The sequence below is a fragment of the Streptomyces chiangmaiensis genome, assembly GCF_036281785.1.
Taxonomy (GTDB): domain Bacteria; phylum Actinomycetota; class Actinomycetes; order Streptomycetales; family Streptomycetaceae; genus Streptomyces; species Streptomyces chiangmaiensis.
Genome location: NZ_JAYWVC010000211.1, coordinates 1 through 13,286, shown reverse-complemented (window position 1 = coordinate 13,286; position 13,286 = coordinate 1). Strand labels below are relative to the sequence as shown.

Genomic DNA, 13,286 nt, shown 5'->3' with positions numbered 1-13,286 from the left:
GCTGAGTGCCCACGGTGTCGCCGAGGCGGGTCAACGCCAAAGTCCCCTCGCCCGCTCCGTAGGTGACCCCCGAGCCCGACAGCACCCACGGCTCGCCGCCAGGACCAGATAGCAGCTCCGCGCCGGGCTCGAAGCCGCCCGCGATGGCCGTCAGGGTGCCCGCGTGCCAGCGGATCACCGTAGGGCCGGCCATGACCGTCACCGCGCCGTCAGGGGCGATGAGCGGCGCACCGTGGCAGCCGTCGACGGTCAGGAACCACCGTGTGCGGCCCCGCACCGGGTCGACTTCTACCAGGCCGTCCTCGTAGGTGACCAGCAGCGAGTCGCGGGCACGCCAGGCCATGCCCGACGGCTGCGCCGCGGTCGCCTCACCGACGAGAGCCACCTGGGAGGTGGCGCCGCACCAGGTCTGTGTCGGCACGTGGATCGGTGTGGTCAGCCGGTCGGCGGCGGTCATCGTCAGGGGTACGTCCCGCGGCGCGTGGGAGACCGCCAGTTCGGCGAGCGGCAGATGGGTCTGGCGTCGGCGGAAGACGTCTCGGATGAGATCGGCGAGCGGCAGCAGGCCGGCGACTGCGGCATCCAGGAGCGTGCGGTCGAGGACTACGCCGAAGCCGCGCACGCCGTCGGTCAGTTGATCGAGTGGCCGTACGTCGTGAGTCCAGGACAGCAGCGCCCAGCGGGTGTCACCGGGCTGGCCGCTCAGGCCGGCGTCCCCCGCGATGCGGGCGATCGTCCCGTCCGCGACCACGCTCTCGTCGACGGTGCAGCTGACGAGGTAGTCGCGGCCTTCGAAGTCGAACAAGACCGCCGGTACTCCGCCGGCCTGCGACACCTGCACCGCCGCCGCAGGCCCTGTGCGCCGCAGCAGGTCGGCAACCACGCCCGCGAGCTGCCGCGCCCGGTCCCGAACCGACGCCGTGTCGTCCGCGGCCCACTGGCCATACTCGGCCAGCAGTTCCCGTACCTCGTCCACGCTCTGCCTTTTCCGCTGTGGGCCTGGCCGTCATCGGCCCGGTCGGCTGGACACGATTGTGTCGCACCAGTGATGAGCTGGAGGGCTTTACGGCAGTCCGGCACCGGTCTCGAGCGGTCGGCTCGGCAACGTCGGAACCGCCCTTCTAGAGGTACCTGACGGTCGCGGTGCGCTGGGTAAGCGCCGTCGGGCAGGCCAGGTCCGGGCGGCGGGCGGTGAGCTCGGCGGTCAGGGCGCGCAGGGACGGGCGGTGGGCCTCTTGGGGGGCAGCGGCCTTCATGTGCTGCAGTTGGGCGAACGCGCCTGCGGCATCGCCTGTGGCCAGCAGCGCGCGGGCGGTGTCGGTGGCCGCGCGGGCGCGGCGCTCTGCCGTGGGCAGCTCGGCTGTGTTCAGGCGGCGGGCGTGGGCCAGGGCGATGTCCGGGTCGCCGAGCTCACGGTGCACACCGATCCGGTACAGCGTGCACTGCGGGGCCGAGAGCTCCCAAGGGGTCTGCTCTGTCGGGGCAGCGGCAAGGCGGGTGAGCTGGTCGGCGGTCTGCTCGGCCAGGGCGGCGAAGTGGAGTGCTGGCGCGGGCAGGTGGGCCTGGGCGGCGGTGTAGGCGGCGGTCAGGGCGAGCATCCCGGCCGCGTCCAGCACCGGCGCGGTGGGGCGGGTGTCGGTCAGGTGGGTGCGCGCCTCGTCGAGCAGCCGCAGGGCCTGGTCGGTGCGGCCTGTGCGCCGCAACGGGGTTGCGGCCGCTCGCGCGGCGGCTGCCAGCAACACAGGCTGGCCCGAGCGCCGGGCCGTGATGACAGCGGTGTCCGCGTAGATGGCGGCATCGTCGATCCGTCCCTGTTTCACGGCCAGTTGGGAGGCCAACACCAGCAGCTGGGCCGCCCGTCCCACCCCCACCGAACCGTTCATCGCACTACCGTGCGCGGCGGCCAGCAGCACGGACAACCTCTGCCGCAGCTGGTCGTAGCGGCCATGGGTGAACATCCGGCGTGCGGCGGCGACGTCCTCGGCGCGCAGCGCGGGAGCCTCACCGGCTCTGGCCGGCGTTCCTCCCGCCACGGCCACGGCGGCGCACGCCCCGACTCCCGCGCTCAGCACTGCCCTGCGCTTCACTGGCCGCCTCCGCTCTCCCGTAACCGGCCCGGCCATGGCCTTGCGCTCAAACGGTATGGCGGCACCAGGCTGCCCCAACAGGGCGCAGACGCAGGCCGGTTGTGCGCCCCGCAGCACCTGGAGAAGTCGATTCGCGCGCTCGGCGACATCGGGGACACCGCCCGCGCCGTCACCACTCTCCGCGCCGCCGTGCACGACGTGACCGATAAGCGGGCCCGGCAGGTTCTACGCGACATCGCAGCTACTGGCCTGATCGTTAAGGCTGACCCCGACCGCGCCATCTACCGCACCACTAAGCAATGAGACCTGATCCCGCCGTTCGTCTCTTGGGCTCTGGCCTGCGCCTACAACTGTCGTGCTCGCCGTCCCCCGCTTCGCCGCCCAGCACGCCGCCGACCACACCCGCGACGATCAGCAGCGGATCGCCCTCGGACCGGACCTTCCCGCAGGCACCGCCGGGCCGGACGAGCGGGACGTGCTGGCGCTGCTGCGCAGCGCCTACCCCTACCTGCCGGCGGACTCCGCAGGCGACGGGCCGGGCGCCAGGCCCACGGCCATGGTGACGACGGCCCGGGCGGTGCGGCGCGCTGCCCAGCGCGCGCGGCAGGCCGCCTACAGCGGGCCCGACTCGATGGAGGTGTACAACGACCTGGTCGTCGGCAAGTACAGCTGGGTCCCCGACGACGATCACCCCGGCCCCGCCGCCGCTGAGCTGGAGAAGCTGCCCATCCACTGGCTCAAGGACTGGATGCTGTGCCTGGACGTCGAGTGCAGGCCGCGGCCTGAGACCCTGCTGCACCGTCTCTACGGCACGGTGACCTCCTACGAGCCCGACACCGGCCGGGTGCTGTTCTCCCCCACGGGCGGCCACCCGGCCATCGCCGTGCCCATCCACCGGATCGTCGCGCTCACTGGCGACCGGCAGCGGCGCAGCGACGGACAGGTACCCGCCCACGAGCCATACGACGGCTAGGAGGCGCGCAGGCCTGGCCGCGGCCAGAACCCACAGCCCCGCGCTACTGAGCAACAGCAGGCCACAGTCAAGATCAGTGAGGGAGTGCAGAGTACCTCGGCGAACCCCGTCGGCTGCGAGGGGTCCGTGTCTCCCTGGTGTCCGTACGTGGTCCTCTCCCCGCAGCCCAGGCCTTGGGTGGTGGCAGCTCGGGCGACAACCGCCCGGCCCCGGGTGAGGGGCATACGCTCACCGTCCGCATGCACGTACCGGATGTTGCTCCGGGCCCGGCCGACGTTCCTCGGCCGGAGCCGGCACCGGCACTGGAGTGGCGGGGAGTTCCTGCGCCGGGCCAGCTTACGGCAAGTGGGGCCGCACCACTGACGAGCGGAACCGTCGCATCATGGCTGACGCGAACCGCGACGCCTTCACCCGGTGGCCGCAGAGGAGGAACACGGGCCGGGCTGAAGGACATCAACGTCGCGTTCATGGCACGTGATCATGTAGCCCTGGGCTGCGGCAGCGCCTCGCCCGCCGCGGGAGTGGGGCAGCCGGGAAGGCAATTTCGGTGGTCGCCTGCCCGTGTGCCCGGCATGCTCCGGGCATGAACACTCCTCCGGACCTGCTTCCTGTCGTCTACGTGGACGAGTCCTCGAACTCCGGGCAGAACCTTCTCGATCCCCATCAGCCGGTGTTCACTCTGGCCGGGGTGCATCTGCCCGACGAGCTGGCCGTGTCGATCGTGGACGAGGTGCGGTCTCAGCTTCCCCCCACCCAGGGGGAGCCCAAGTACGGTTCTCTGGCCCGGTCGTCGGCGGGCCGGAGGGCATTGAAGCGGGCCTTCGGGAGTATGCCCGAGGGAAGCGTTCGCAGTTATCTGATGGACAAGCGGTTCATGGTGATCACCAAGCTGGTCGACGTTCTGGTGGAGCCGCTGGCCGACGCGGACGGTCTCAACCTGTATGAGGATCAGCAAGGTCTGGCCCTGGCCGAGTTGCTGCGCATGGCCGGTCCGGTCCTCGGCGACGCCGCGGCCTATCACCGAATGCTCCAGGCCTTCGTCGACTGGGTGCGTCAGCGAGTGACGACCGACGACTTCTTCGCCGCCATTACCGCCTACAAGACGTCCATCCCTGCGGAACACGCGGACTTCGCCGGATGGATCGAGTTGCTCGAATGCTGCCGGGGGGTGGCCGACGCGACCGCCGCCGACCTCGCGGCCGGCGAGCAGCGCGACATCCTCGACCCGGCGGTGCCTGCGCTGTACTGCCTCTGCACCAGCTTCGGTGAAGCTGTCGGGCGGTTCCGTCTCGTCCATGACACCTCAAAGGTGATCGACCGGAACGCGACGCTGCTACGCATGGCGCATCTCCTCCCGGACCCCGCCCGCCCCGGCCGCTTCAACGACCCCCTCCCGGCCGTGCAGATCGACTTCGCGGACAGCACATCCCACCCCCAGCTCCAACTCGCGGACTGGTCAGCAGGTGCGGTACGGCAATGGGCCGCCCACCTGGCAGTCGGCGGCGGTGACCGGTTCTCGGAGGAACTGGCGGACGTGGTGAAGCCCTGGGTGATCGGCGGTGTATGGCCAACTGGGACCGTCGATCTGCGCGCGTCCGGGCCGCAAGGAGAGTGACGTCGCGCTCAGGTCAGGGCGACGGCCAAGCAGGGGCAGAAGGAGTCGGGCGTGCGCGCATAGCCACACGGCCCAGTGGACTGGCGTCCGGTAGAGACCGGCTCCGCCGCGGGGCTGAACTCCTCCCGGCTGTTCGGCGCCCGGGGAGGCGGGCCGGCGGGCGTTAGGTGGCGGTGGGCCAGGTCCGCAGCAAAGCGGCGATCTTCCCGGCGGTGCAGGCGGGGTCGAGGAGCAGGTCTTTGAGGGAGACGGCGTCCTCGTGGGCGGGCTTGACTGGGATCCCGGCGGCTTCGAGGTACATGAGCGACAGTCATGTTGGAGCGCTCCAGCCAGCGGCACCGGCCGGATCTCCTGGTGAGGACCCCGACGGTGGCTTCCCCCTTGTTCCCCTGCGTTCCCGGGCCAGTACGGGCCAGGGCTTCGTCCCCCTGTGGGTAGGCGTCTACGCCAGGATGGCAGGGACGGCATCCTCGGCCGTCCAGTCGCCGTCGAAGAGCGCGGCCACCAGTCGGACATGCTCGTCAGGGAGCTGGCCGGCCCGGTGCTTGGTGCGGGCTTTGGCGAGCCAGGCGCCGACCCTGACCGTGTCGCCGTCGACGCGGATCTCCTCACGGGCGGCGGGGGCGCGGCCTTCGCGGTGGAGGAAGAGCTCCAGGAGCTGGACGGTCTGTTCGAAGGTGCGGCGGGTGCGGCGTGCGGGGGTGAGCGGGTTGGTCTCGGGGATCAGGCCGAGGGAGGTCATCAGCTGCTGCTGGCCGGGGTGGAGGGCGTGCCAGGTGGCGAGCTGGCGGTGCAGCCAGGAGCCGATCTTCACACCGGCCAGGAGGGTGCCTGGGGTGAGCGTGGCCGGGTCGGCGCCGTCGGCGAGGTGGGCGCGCAGCAGGCCGTGCTTGCGGTGCCAGTCCGCGCCGTGAGGCAGGCGCCAGTCGGCGTCGAGGGCGGTCAGGGCGTCGGCGCGATCTGAAGCGAGTTCTTCTCTGCCGGCGAGGTGGCGTTGTTCGGCGAGCCAAGCGCCGACGGGGGTGGTGGCGGGTGCGGCGAGGTGGCCGTGCATGCGGTGGTAGTCGGTGGCGGCGGCCAGGCGGGCGCGCCAGGCGGCGTCGTGTTTGTCCCAGATCATGCCGAGCGCGTCGAGTTCGGCGATCCAGTCGGCCTCGAGGCGGCCGGCGGTCCGGGCATCTCGCATGGTGGTGATGAAGGTGCCCAGGGTGTAGCCGGTGGGGTCGGTGTAGTCGGTGGGGACGTCGAGGTGGCCGTGTTCGTCGCGGTAGGACTGGGCGGCGGCCAGCCCGAGGCGGCGGGAGCGGGAGATGGCCGGGTCGCGGGGGTCGAAGGAGGCCAGGTCCATGGCGCGGGCGATGCGTTCGGGGTGGACGGTGAAGTCGAAGTGCCAGCGGCGTTCGATGACGTCGCTGGTCTCGCCTGGGAGGCGGTTGGCCTTGTCCGGGAGGCGCTCGAGGATGCGGTGGTCGTGGCTGGCCAGCGCGCAGGCGATCGCCCAGACGGGTTCGTAGGCGGTGCCGAGGATGTTCTCGCCGTCGGCGCCGGGCGGGACGTAGACGGGGACGATCAGTGAGGCTGTCTTGCCGGAGACGTCCAGGCGCAGGGCGCGGCCGAGGGCTTGGACGCAGCGGATGACGCTGCGGGTGGGGTCGGCGAAGACGATGGCGTCGACGCTGGGGATGTCGACGCCTTCGGCGATCAGGCGGGAGTTGGCCAGGATCGCGCAGTCGGCGGCGGCGAAGGCCGTGAAGATGTCGGCGCGTTGGGCGGGGGTGTGCTCGCCGTGGGCGAAGAACAGCTTGGGGGTGATGTCGGGGCACAGGCTGGGGTCGGTCCTGGCCAGCAGGCGCAGGGTGTGGGGGAGTTCGCGGGTGAAGCGGCGGGCGTCGGAGACGAGGTTGAAGTAGACCAGCACCTTTTTCAGGCCGTGTTCGGTCATGGCGCGCAGGGCGGCCAGGTGTAGGGCGGTGGTGCGCAGCGCGCTGTCGGCTTCCTCACCGGGGGCTGGGGTGGTGCTGCCGGGTGTGGGGAGGTTGAGGCGGTGGCGCAGTTCGGTGTCGGTGAGGGTGGGGACCACGATGCGGTAGTCCGCCGCGCGGCCGTCCTCCACGGCTTGCGCGAGTGGGTATTCGAAGACCTTCTTGCCGTAGACCTGCTCGTTGTCCATGGAGTTGGCGAACGCGTCCGCGTCCGGCCCGACCGGGGGCCGACGGCGCGGGCGGGTGGTGTCGGCGGACTCGGCCAGTTCGGGTGCGGCGAAGATGCGGGGGGTGGCGGTCATGTAGAGGCGGCGGTCCGCGTGGATCCGCTTGGCGTCGTTGGCGATGGCCCACTTCTTGTCGGCACGGCCCGCGATCCGGTGTGCCTCGTCCATGACCGCCAGGTCGAACGGCCCCGCCGCGTACTTGGTGTTCTGGGTTTGTTCGATCTTGTCCAGCGAGTCGTAGGTGCAGATCACCGTCAGCGCCGGAATCTGGTCTGCCCCCTCCCCCACGACCGACATCAGCGCGGCCAGTGCGTGGGGATCGTTGGTCGAGCCGACGCGGGCGGCCATCAGGCCGTCGTGGCCGGCGGCGTCCAGGGAGGAGACGATCACCATGTGCTCGCGGTGTCCGTCCTGGCGCCACGCCAGGGCCGTCTGCGCCGCCAGGTCCAGCGTCGGCACCACGAACAGCACCAGCCGTGAGTCGAGTTCGTCCGCCACCCGGATGGACACCAGTGTCTTGCCGGTCCCTGTCGCCGACACGTACAGCCCGCGCGTGCCCGCACGCCGCAGATGCCGCACCAGCCGCTGGACGGCCTGGGCCTGGTCGGCAAACAGCGGCCGCTTCTCAGGCCGGGCGGATGACGGAACAACGACCACAGTCATACAAGGTCTTCCTCGATGCGAAGCGAGCGCCATGCGGGCACGGGCCCTGTCGGAACGGCAGAACAGGTCGCTGCGCTGAGGGCGGTCTGCGCACGGACCGGCGGCACGCGGCAGGGCATCGCGCACCGCAGTGCTGTCGCATCGGGGCTACAGGCCATGGGCTGCAGCCTAGGGCCCGGCGCTGACAGCCGCCGGGACAAGCCCTGTGTCGACCGGCACGTCTGCCGCCGCACTGCACCCCGGGCCGTCTGCGTTGTGCCGGCATGCACGCCAATACCGTTGACGCCAGGGCAAAGGACGCCATCCGTACGCCATAGGTGCGATATATGCACGCGATGGGTACGGTTCATGGGTAGGATCGGGGGTGGAGGTGCCCGATGTCCGAGCTGTTCGATGCGGTTGACGCACTGGTTGCGTCCCGCTCCCCGCTGCCGCCGCCGGCGGAGCGCAGGCGCCTGCGCCAGGCCCATGCCCTCACCCTGGACGAGGTGGCCGCCGCCCTCGGCGTACGGCGGGCGACCGTCAGCGGCTGGGAGTCGGGCAAGACCGAGCCGCGGCCGCCGGAACGGGACGCCTACGCCCGGCTGCTGGAGCAGCTCGCGCAGCTCTACCCCGGCCCCGTCGATACCGCCGCTGGGCATGAGACCACCGCGGGAGCGGTGACATCCGCCTCCCCGGCGCCGAAGGCGCAGGCTCCGACCGCCGGCAGGCCGTCCGGCGCTGCGGCCACGGCCGCGCCGGACCACACCCCGTCACTTCCCGCCGCCATTCCCGCACCCGCCGCCGCGTCACGTCCGGCGCGAGCCGCCGAGCCGTCGCAGTCGTCGCGCCGCCCGGGCGCGGCGAAGGCCGCCCCGGCAAACGCCCCCGCGCCCGGCGGCGCGTACGCGCACGGTCCGCTGCTGGTCATCGATGCCGGCACCGACCGGCAGGTGACCGGTTACGGCGTCGGCGGCCTGGTCCTGGACGTGCCCGCCAAGTCCCTGCCGGCGCTGGTGGAGTGGGCGCTGACGGAGGCCCAACTGGGTGCTACGGGGCTGCACGGCCGCGGAAAGGACGCCGACCCGCTGCTGGTACTCACCGAGGCGGCGTGCGAGCGGTACGGCCTGCCGACCGCGCTGTCGCAGCAGGAGCGGCTCACCGGACGGATCCCGGAGGAGCACAAGGCCGTCAAACAGCTCGACCATGCCAACTGGCAGCTCACCAAGCGCGGGTTCGGACCGTGGGCGCGGATCTACCGCCCCGCGCAGGGCAGCCGGCGCCAGTGTGTGCAGCTGTGCATCCCGTCGTGGCACGCCCTCGATGACCGCTCCTGGGGCCACGCCGCCCGGCTGGAGCCGGCCGAACTCGCCCGGGTGCTGGGGGTGTACGCAACCCGCGTGATGACGCCGGTCGGCTCCGCTGCCGTTACGGGACTTGAGCTGATGACCGCGCTCAATCCGCCGACCCGCGCGAGCGAGCCCGACGAGCACGGCAGGCGGCACTCCGAGCACCGGCCCGGCTCGCTGGGCACCCAGCCGATGGACCCGGCGCCGTGCGAGGCAACCGACGGACACCCCGTCCTGGCCCACCTGCCCCGGTTCCATGTGCGCGGCCCCGGGGAGAAGCTGTTCGAGGAGGCGTACGACTGGGCGCGCGAGCTGACCGACACCGAGTGCATGAAGCGCTGCCTGGTCGGCATCGACGTGAACCTGGCGTTCGGTGCGGCCGCCAACGGCGCGGTCGTCGGCCTGGCATCGCCGCCCGTGCACGTCACCCAGCCGGACTTCGATGCGGCGCTGCCCGGCTCCTGGCTGGTCGACCTGTCCCACGTCGACCTCTCCCGCGTGAAGGTCGGCAAGCAGTGGCGCCAGTTGCAGGGCGCCCTCCTGCCCAGCCCGTTCACGCCGACCGGCGAACGCCCCGCAGGTCTGGCCTGGTACGCCACGCCGACGGTCGCCTACGCCGTCGAACTCGGCTACGCCGTCGCACCGGTCGAGGCCTGGGTGCGCCCGCAGAGCGGCCGGTTCCTGGACGGCTGGTACAAACGGCTGCGCAACGCCTACATCGAGACCATGGCGGATCTGGGCGTGGACGAGAAGCTGCCGGCGGCCGACTTCCTCAAAGCGATGGACGGCTGCAAGAGCCGCGATGCGGAGCTGGGAATCGTCCTGGACGCCATCAAGATGACCACCAAGGGCGGCATCGGCAAGCTGCGGGAGAAAGCGCGCGGCGGCGGCTGGAAGCCGGGGCAGGCATGGCCCGCCCTCGCCCGGCCGACCTGGCGCCCGGACATCCGCGCCACCGTCATCTCCCGGGCGCGCACCAACATGCACCGCAAGATGATCGCCCTGGCCGCGGCGACGGGGCAGTACCCGGTCGCCGTCCTGTCCGACTGCGCCGTGTACGCCGCCGACGGACCCAGCCCGCTGGATGTCCTGCCCTATGACGCCGACGGCAAGACGGTGCCCGGCTCCTTCCGGCTCGGCGTCTCCCCAGGGATGGTCAAGCACGAGGGCACCCAGAGCGTGCTGTGGGGCGCGCACGTGCATGAGCGGCTCGGCACGGACGACAAGGTCGCCAACCTCGCCCGCTACATCAAGACCGGCGAGATCACCGCCACGGACGACAGAGAATAGGGGGCGCGGTCGATGGTCACGGTCGGCGAAGAGCTCGACAAGGCGGTGCAGGGCGCCTTCACGCGTCCCGTCCCCAAGTCCGCCGGGGCCCAGATGCGTTACCTCGTCAAGAAGCACGGCGACAGGACGAAGCCGGTCGCCGAGCTGCTCGGCATCAGCCAGCGCACCGTCGAGCGGTACGTGAAAAACCAGATCAAGCACCCCCGCCCGCACCTCGCCGACCGACTGGCGAGGGAGGTCCTCTCGCGCTGGCAGCCGCAGATCCGCGCCAAGGCCAAGCAGACCGCGGCCACCACCGACGGCATCCTCATCGACACCCGCGCCCGCTTCGGCTACACCGCAGCCCCCGGCACCACCGACGACGCCCGCCTGCGCCACCTCACCCTCGCCCTGCCACCCGATTACGCCGCCCGCCTCTTTGCGGCCCAGGAGGCCGGCGCCACTGAGGACCAGCTCCGCCGGATCGCGGCCGAAGCCCTGGGCGAGGTCTACTTCCGCGACAGCGGCCGCCGCGCCCACGGCCTCGAAGTGGAATTCACCGACCTCGAACACCTCGAGTTCGAGCTGTAAGTGCGCCCCCGCTGAGGGGCGCGCAGTCGGCGTCCTAACCCGGCACTGTCTGGGCAGCGAATCGGCCCAACCGGCCCGGCGGTTGGCGTCCTTCCTGGACGTGCCGGCCCGAAGTGTGTCCGCGCTGCCGAATAGGGCCCTGTCCGAAGAGGCGGCGCCACCCTGCCGAGCGGCACGGTGGGCTTTCCTCTACGCCCCCGAGCCTGTCCGCGCCTTGTTTTCCGAAGCCCGCCGTCAGGCCGCCGCTCAGCCAGCGGCATACAGCGCGAGGATCGGGAGGGTGGTGTCAGGACGGCCCCGGCGAGGACGGCCGGGACATTGCAGCGGCGAGCATGCGCACCCAGTCGTGCGCGGCTGACCTTGCGAATCTGGAAGGCTCCCGGCCACGTGGCTGGCCGGGAGGATGCGGTGGCCCGTTTCAAGAGGCAGCAGAGGAGGGCGAGTTGCCCTCCGTGTGCTGGTCGATCCAGGACAGCCCGCCGAGATCGAGGCGGCGGCGGGTGCGTGTGACCGCTACGTAGGCGAGGCGGGCTTCGGCGTCATCGACGGTGACGGGCAGCCCGTGAGCGGGGAGGTCCGGTGCCGCACTCGGATCCCGGGGCGGGGTGAAGTCGTCGGCGATCTTCACGCAGCCCCACTCCCGGCCCTTGGCCTTGTGCGCCGTGGAGACCGTCACCTGCGCCTGCGGCTCGGGAGCGAGTCGCGCCACGGCTGCGAGGATGACGTCGGCTCCGTGGGTGTCGACGAGGCCGACGAACGGCTGCAGGTCGCGTCCAGCGGGATCATGGGCAGCGTAGTCCTGGAGTTCACCCCAGGTGGGAAAGAGCAGGAGCTCGGGGTGATGCGTACGCCGCCCTTCTTTCAGGTCGCGTGCGGCCTGGGCGAGGGCGCGCAGGCTGTCGCCGCCGACCAATCCGACCCGGTGTCCCGCGGTCATCAGGGTCATGACCTGGGTCATGGCGCCAACGTTGGTGCGGCACAGCACCGCGTCCGGCAGGGTGACGAAGCCGAGTTCGGTGGGAACGGTCTCGCATCCGGTGAGGCGGATGGGAGCGTCGGCCAGGTGCAGCCAGCGGTTGGCCTCCCTGGCCAGGTGAGGGCCGAAGCGGAACGACTGCGACAGGGTGAGCTGGGTGCCGTCGAAGCCGGTCATGACGTCCTTGGCACCGCGCCACTGGTAGATGGCCTGGGCGGAGTCGCCGACCATGACCAGCTGGGTGTGGTCGCGCTGGGCGAGGAAGATCTGCTCGACGACGGGGTTGGTGTCCTGTGCCTCGTCCAGGAGCAGGAAGTCGGCCTCCAGCGTCGGTCGGCTGAGGGCCCAGATTTTGAGGTAGTGGTCGTGCTCGAAGCGCACCGTGCCTTCGTCGGGATGCTGCAGGTCGGCCCAGGCTTTTTGGGCGAAGGGCAGGATGTGGGCGGCGAGTTCGCCGTGCAGGTGGGCGTCTTCCAGACCGCGCAGTTTCGGCACGTGGTGGCGGATGATCTTCTCGTCGGCGGTGTGGCAGAACCGGGCCACGGTGCGCAGGACGGTATTGGACAGGGCACGTTGGGAGACTTCGCGGTCGCCGATACGGAGGGCTTTGGTGACGCCGAGGGCCTGTCCGGTCTGCCAGGCCGGGCGGCGCGGTGCGTTCAGGCGGCTGCTGTAGCGGTGGCCGACGGCGGCGTAGGCCAGGGCATGGGCGGTCTTGCACTGGACGTTGGCCGGGAAGCGGGTGCGAGCGTCCGTCGCGATGGCCCGGTTGTAGGCGAGATAGCGGCCGCGGCGTGGGGTGGCGTGGGCCAGCAGGGCCAGGGTGGTGGTTTTGCCGGTGCCCGCGCCGGCTTGCAGGGCAAGGTGGTCGCCGGAGTGGAAGGCGTCGGCCGCGGCGGTCTGTTCGTCGGTCGGCTTCATGGTGCGGGACTTTCCGGGTGGCGGGTGAGGGCGTGCCCGACGGCGGACAGGAGATGGGCGGGGGTGGTGTGGGCCAGGAGCAGGAAGCGCTCGAGTGTCTGGCCCTCGCGGCGGGCCCCGGCATTCAGGGCGGCGGCCCCGGCATTCAGGGCGGCGTAGGCGCCGGGCGGGAAGTCGAGGTTGAGCAGGACCTGCCCGTGCTCGTCCGGGTAGTGGGTGGTGATCACGTCGATGGGCGGCCGGTCGGCGAGGCGGTGGCGCAGGCGGTGCGTGGCCTGGTCGGGGGTCGGGGCGTTGACCAAGGTCATCAAGCGGGTGGTGTCGTGGTTGGCGGCGAGCGGCCAGGCGCGGGCGGCCATGCCGTCCGCATCAGGGCGCCGACCATCACTGTGTACTGGCGACAGCGTTCCTGCGCGAAGGCAGCCACCGCGCCAGGCTGCGTCTGTTGTGAAGCGGACACGTCGCAGGTGAGGACAGGCGTGGCTTACAGGTGCACGGCGGCTGCCCCGATTCCTCAAGGGCTGCCGAAGATGATGGTCGGCTGGTCGTGCTCCTGATGGGGGTCGGCCGGTGATACGGCGAGAGCAGTGATGGGCGCTACGGTGATCAGCCTGAGGATCTCTTCGCCTGTGCGGCATTCCCATACCCGGACAG

9 protein-coding genes and 1 pseudogene are annotated in these 13,286 nt (G+C 71.3%); 4 read left to right on the top strand and 6 right to left on the bottom strand.

Going from position 1 to position 13,286, the window contains the following annotated elements; translation table 11 throughout:
- Both VXC91_RS36150 and VXC91_RS36145 read right to left on the bottom strand, forming a co-directional pair.
- Positions 1-976, bottom strand: a 976-nt coding sequence (locus VXC91_RS36150; RefSeq protein WP_329511583.1) for a hypothetical protein, incomplete at its 3' end; no start/stop codon positions are given.
- 145 nt (positions 977-1,121) lie between these two features.
- Positions 1,122-2,087 (bottom strand): transcriptional regulator, encoded by a 966-nt coding sequence (locus VXC91_RS36145; RefSeq protein WP_329511582.1) that lies wholly within the window; start codon positions 2,085-2,087, stop codon positions 1,122-1,124.
- Between the two features lie 355 nt (positions 2,088-2,442).
- Between VXC91_RS36145 and VXC91_RS36140 the strand changes: the two genes are divergently transcribed.
- On the top strand, positions 2,443-3,060 hold the full coding sequence (locus tag VXC91_RS36140; protein ID WP_329511581.1) for a hypothetical protein: 618 nt from the start codon (positions 2,443-2,445) through the stop codon (positions 3,058-3,060).
- A gap of 583 nt (positions 3,061-3,643) precedes the next feature.
- Positions 3,644-4,675: a DUF3800 domain-containing protein gene (locus VXC91_RS36135; protein WP_329511580.1), complete on the top strand. Its 1,032-nt coding sequence runs from the start codon at positions 3,644-3,646 to the stop codon at positions 4,673-4,675.
- A gap of 163 nt (positions 4,676-4,838) precedes the next feature.
- Here the strand turns inward: VXC91_RS36135 and VXC91_RS36130 are convergent.
- Together VXC91_RS36130 and VXC91_RS36125 are read right to left on the bottom strand one after the other, a co-directional pair.
- Positions 4,839-5,025 (bottom strand): annotated as a pseudogene (locus tag VXC91_RS36130) (fic family toxin-antitoxin system, toxin component); the annotation flags it as partial.
- A gap of 92 nt (positions 5,026-5,117) precedes the next feature.
- Complete coding sequence (locus VXC91_RS36125; protein ID WP_329511579.1) at positions 5,118-7,547, bottom strand: DEAD/DEAH box helicase; 2,430 nt, start codon at positions 7,545-7,547, stop codon at positions 5,118-5,120.
- 377 nt (positions 7,548-7,924) lie between these two features.
- On the opposite strand from VXC91_RS36125, the gene tap reads away from it, so the two are divergent.
- Positions 7,925-10,165 (top strand): telomere-associated protein Tap, encoded by a 2,241-nt coding sequence (gene tap, locus VXC91_RS36120; protein WP_329511578.1) that lies wholly within the window; start codon positions 7,925-7,927, stop codon positions 10,163-10,165.
- A 12-nt stretch (positions 10,166-10,177) separates the two neighbouring features.
- Positions 10,178-10,735 (top strand): telomere-protecting terminal protein Tpg, encoded by a 558-nt coding sequence (gene tpg / locus VXC91_RS36115; RefSeq protein ID WP_329511577.1) that lies wholly within the window; start codon positions 10,178-10,180, stop codon positions 10,733-10,735.
- Positions 10,736-11,153: 418 nt separating this feature from the next.
- Here the strand turns inward: tpg and VXC91_RS36110 are convergent, their stop codons facing one another.
- Both VXC91_RS36110 and VXC91_RS36105 read right to left on the bottom strand, forming a co-directional pair.
- A complete protein-coding gene (locus VXC91_RS36110) occupies positions 11,154-12,632 on the bottom strand; it encodes a UvrD-helicase domain-containing protein (protein ID WP_329511576.1) in 1,479 nt (492 codons plus the stop codon).
- On the bottom strand, positions 12,629-12,991 hold the full coding sequence (locus VXC91_RS36105; RefSeq protein ID WP_329511575.1) for a hypothetical protein: 363 nt from the start codon (positions 12,989-12,991) through the stop codon (positions 12,629-12,631). Before VXC91_RS36105 ends, VXC91_RS36110 begins: the two co-directional genes overlap by 4 nt.
- Positions 12,992-13,286 lie beyond the last annotated feature (295 nt).